Annotated in this window: 2 protein-coding genes; both read left to right on the top strand. The window is 56.4% G+C overall.

The features are described from left to right. Positions 1-1,400: DUF4214 domain-containing protein (locus P0652_RS18670; protein ID WP_284180419.1), on the top strand; the 1,400-nt coding region annotated here is incomplete at its 5' end. Positions 1,401-2,067: 667 nt separating this feature from the next. After that, positions 2,068-5,292: cadherin domain-containing protein (locus P0652_RS18665; protein WP_284180418.1), on the top strand; the 3,225-nt coding region annotated here is incomplete at its 3' end.

Below are 5,292 nucleotides of genomic sequence, written 5' to 3'. Positions count from 1 at the left end.
AGCAGCAGGCCATGGCAGACTACGTTTCGGAGCGTTATGCGACTCCGGAAACCGCCTTTGATCGGGCCGATACCGACCAGACCGGCGATACCCGCATCCAGAACCTCGACTTCCGGGAAGATACGGTGCTGGAAGGCGCGCAGGATGACAATAGTGGTTCGCCCGGCAATGACACGCCCATTGAGGAACCGGATATCACCGATCCGACGGTCTTTGAAGGAGCCGAGCTCTTTGGCACCGACGAGAACGACATTATTGTCGGGTCCTTCCTCAGCGACCAGCTTGTTGGTTCGGGCGGAGATGATCAGCTCATCGGGCTCGATCAGACAGCGTCGGATCTGCTCGGCGGGTTCCTTTTCAGGGTTTACAATGCCCTGTTCGACCGCAACCCGGAGGCCGATGGCCTTGTTGACTGGCTTGCGCAGCTGCGCTCGGGGGCCGATCCTCTCGCTCTGATCGAGACCTTCCTTGGTTCCGCGGAATTTAATGCTGCCTTTGCGGCATTTATCGCGAGCCAGCCATCTCCAGCTCCGGGCGAGAGCACAGATGTCAGCAATTCTGTGTTCGTTTCCTTCCTCTATTCCAATCTTCTCGCGCGCACGCCCGATGCAGCCGGTCTTGGGGCCTGGGTCACAAGGCTCGAGGGCGGAGAGAGCCGGGCCTCGGTAGCCTTCGACCTGATCAATTCGGCGGAAGCGATCACGACGTCACGCTATGCCAATTATCCGCTGGCCAGCCTTGCCAATGACGATGACGGGTTTGCCCTCTATCAGCTCTACGACGCCATCTTTGACCGTGTTCCAGATCGCGACGGCTATCTCCAGTGGATGAATGTGATTGACGCCGGCACCTCGAATATCGATGTGGCCAATCAGTTGCTCTCCTCAGGCGAATTCCAGACCCAGCATGTCGGACTGAGCAATAGCGGGTTGATCGAGCTTGTTTATCAGCAGGTGCTTGGCCGCTCGCCGGATCAAGGCGGCCTCATTGCTTGGAACGCTGCGCTGGAAGGTGGACTCTCCCGGGGCGATCTCGTGGTCCGGATCGGCACATCGGCAGAGGCACAAGGGTTGGGTCGACCAGAATTCTCGACTTTCCTGAAAGGCACCATGACGGCGTGGAACGATCGGCTTGATGGCGGAACCGGGAATGATCTTCTCTTTGGCGGCCGAGGCGCAGATACTTTTGTCTTTAATGAAAACTTCGGCACGGACCGGATCTATGGGTACGAAGCTGGCCTCGACAAGATTGATCTGACAGCGCTCCCCGGTGTGGAAACGGTTTCGGATCTGACCTTGCGTGAGAATGGCGGCGATGTTGAAATCCAGGTTGGAAACAACACCATCATTCTAGATGCGTTCAAGCTTTCCCAGTTCAATCCGGCAGATTTGCTCTTGTAAGCAATTGCAAGGACGATCGAAGGAAAAGGCGAGTTGCGTAAGTACTCAAATGAGGACTTACGCCAGATCCAGGAAGAACGGGGCGGAACAACCGTCCCGTTTTTCATTCTCGGGCCTGCGAGGTTTGCAGGTGCTGGTGCATCGGCCTGGTCTGCCCGAGTGCCCCCTTAGTCGCGTCCCTCTCGCCTGAACGTGAGCGCACGAGCCACAAGGGATCGGAGCATGCTCGACATCTCCGCCTCCGGTATCCTGGGCAGGATGGGGCCAAACGAGGTTTGGCGGGGCGATTTATTTCTTGCACTTGGCCGGACTTGCGTTCGGCCGGACTTGCCCATTGATGAAAGTCTCGACCCGGTCCGGTGCGCTTCGGCCCCACCAATCCGCTCGCCTTCGCGGCGCGTTCTGGGCTTGAGCCATCGCGCGAGGAGGGGGCACCGCCTGCAATCCTGCCATCGAGACGTCGCATCCGCGAATGTCGCGGATCCAGCCGACGGAAAAAAGGGGAGGGCCCGGATGCCGATAATCCGGCCGGTCGATTACTTAAGCAAAATGCAAGGCAGCCACTTAAATCAAGATTATGGAATATCAGCTTATCCTCCACTCTCGGATCGGTCCGGCCTGATTGTCTTGATCTGAGGCTCGGACGCAAAAGTGAAGAAGGTGCAGGGTGAACGAGCGGAATAGCGTACCGGAAAGGCTGGCTCAGGCCGCGATGCTGCCGGCAGGAAGCCCTGAAACCATCACCTCCCCGTCCCAGCTTGTCGAGCGACCGAATGCTGGCGAGGTCCGGGTTATTGATGTCATCGATGCGCGAACCTTGAAATTTTCCTTTTCGCTCAATGACGTCTCGATTGCGATCCTCGACGTTGATGCGGTTCTGACGTTCCCCGATGGTGGCCGGATCGTCCTTCCCACTTTCGCGTTGCAACTGGTGTCGGATCGTCCTCCGGCTATTGAGTTCAATCAAGCTGCCGTTGACCCGCAAGCGTTGCTCGCGGCTGCAGGCGACGTTCGTTTCTTCGAGCAAATCCCCCAAGTGGCTGTCGTGGATTCTCGCCGTACGCAGCAGGGGGGCGATGGTGTTCAGAGCGGTACGCCCCAGGCCGTTCAATTGCCTTCGGCTCAGCAATTTTCCTCGACACCGCTTCCGCTGCAAAGGGTGTCCCTTTCTGACCCAACTGGCGATCCCAGGGCTGTCAGGCCGACCTCGGACTTCGGGAAGCGGGTTATCTCGGCTCCCGTCGTCGAGATCCAGAGCCAAGGTTCCCTCGTTGAACGATCCGACCGCGCCGGCAAGGCGCCGGTTCCGGTCAACCCCCCCCCCCAGATCACTTCGGATAACGGTGTCGATACACTGAACGTGAATTCACCCGAAAATCTGAATTTCATCCGCCAGATCACGGCTACCGATCCGAACGGCGAGGACGTTTTCTTTGCCGTGACCGGGGGGGCGGATGCCAGCCGTTTCGTCATCGACGGGATTACCGGGAAACTTTATTTCCTGAGCGCGCCAGATTATGAAGCTGCCAATTCTGCCGCCGGGAACAACATCTACGAGGTCGAAGTCGTCGCATCCGATGGCAAGGGACAGGACCGTCAGCGGATCTACGTTGCAATCGACGATGTGAATGAAGCCCCGGTTTCGGCGGTCATCTCGTCCTCGACGATATCCGAGAACCCGTCAGATGGGACTTTAGTGGGCCAGGTCACCGGGAAAGACCTCGATTTTGGTGCGAGCCTCACCTATTCCTTCGCGCCGGGCGGCGATGCTGGTGGCCGTTTTGCCATCGATCCGGCAACCGGAGCGATCACAGTCACGAAGGGCGATCAGATCGACTTTGAAGCGAGCCCACAGCAACTTGTTGTTGTCCGTGTGACGGACCAGGGCGGGCTCTATTTTGACCAACCGTTCGTCCTGGCTGTTGAGGACGGCAATGATGCTCCCATCATTGTATCCCATGGTGGTGGCGATAATGGCGCGCTGGTCATCCCTGAAAATGCCAACTCGGTTTTTAATGTCCTGGCTTTCGATCAGGACAAGGGTGATACGATCACCTATTCGATTGCCGGGGGCGCCGATGCCGCCAGGTTCACAATTGATCCCGAAACCGGGACCCTGATCTTTGTCGATAACCCCGATTTCGAAGAGCCAGCCGATGAGGGTGGGGATAATGTTTACAACATTATTGTCCAGGCAACAGATCAGGACGGTGCCTTCGATACTCAAAATCTTGCCATCACGGTCACGGGCGTTAATGAAGCCCCATATTTTGTCGAGATTACGGGCTTTACGCTACCGGAAGATGCAGCGAATGGTGATGTCATTGGAACCATTCTGGCCGTTGATCCGGATGCAGGTGACAGCATCACCTACAGTTTTGCAGATGGTGGCAATCCAAACGACATGTTTGCCATCGATCCGTCAACGGGCGAATTAAGTATTGCTGACAATTCTTTCATCGATTTTAATGCTGCGCCATCCTACTCGATTGTGGTCCGTGTTACGGATACTGAGGGTCTATTTACTGACCAGATTTTCACAATCTCCGTCATCGATGTCAATCAGGCGCCGGAAATCACCTCGAACGGTGGCGGCATCTCGGCGTCATTCGACCATGTCGAGGGCACAACGCTTGCCACAACAGTTGTTGCAGTCGATCCTGATCTTGGCAACGTGGTCACTTACCAGATTACTGGCGGCACCGATGCTGCGGCATTTACCATCGATCCGGTCACTGGGCAGCTCTCCTTCATCGTCGCACCGGATTATCTTTCGCCGACCGATGACAATTCCGATGGCGTGTACGAGGTCATTGTGGAGGCGAGCGATGGGTTGTTGAATGATTCCCAATTGCTGAATATCACCGTCGTTGACAACAATATCTCTCCCACGATCACATCGAATGGCGGAGGAGACACCGCAATCATCACAGTAAAAGAGAATTCGACATCAAATTTTACTACAATAACTGCCGTAGATCCAGATGTGGGCGCAGTTTTTACATATTCAATTTTTGACGGCACAGATGCCGCGAAATTTACAATAAATCCAACAACGGGTGCTTTACGCTTTACGTCTGGACAAAACTATGAGTCACCCGGAGATTTCGGCAAGGATGGCATCTACGATGTCGTCGTGAAGGTAACGGACGGTCAGGGCGGATTTGATACGCAGGCCATTTCCGTTGTTCTGACCGATGCTAACGATGCGCCTACGATTACGTCCAATGGTGGTGGCTCGAAGGCGAACATCACGCTTGCCGAGGGCGCGAGTATGGTGACCACTGTAACGGCCACCGACCCCGATGCCGGCGCGATCAAATTCTTCTCGATAAGCGGGGGCGCGGATTCAACGAAGTTCTCGATCGACACCACAACCGGTGTCTTGTCCTTTGTCACGCCCCCCGATTTTGAAACGCCAGACGATGTTGGGAACGATAACACCTATGAGGTGGTTGTCCGAGTTCAAGACGGTGTTGGCGGCCAGGATACCCAGACGGTGACGGTCACGGTGACAGATGGGAACGATGCACCGACCTTCACCTCGCCTTCGACGGTCACGGTTTCCGAGAACACAACGTCCGTGCTCACGGTCTCTGCGACCGATCCTGATGTTGGCGCAGTCCTCACCTATTCGATCGTGGGCGGGGCAGATGGGGGCAAGTTCACCATCAACCCGACGACCGGGGCGCTTGCTTTCGCTTCAGCCCCGGATTTTGAGTCTCCGAGCGATGCCGGTCCGAACAATATCTACGATGTCCAGGTTGAAGTCGCCGATGGCCTTGGCGGCACGACGACGCAGGACATTGCTGTCACGGTCATCAATGAGAACGAAGCGCCCGTGATCACCTCGAGCGCCAGCGCCTCGATCACCGAGAACGGCACGGCGGTG

Origin of the sequence: Rhabdaerophilum sp. SD176, assembly GCF_030143245.1 — a bacterium.
Taxonomy (GTDB): Bacteria; Pseudomonadota; Alphaproteobacteria; order Rhizobiales; family Beijerinckiaceae; genus Rhabdaerophilum.
Note: the sequence above shows the minus strand (reverse complement) of the source record. Positions and strands in the feature narration are given on the sequence as shown.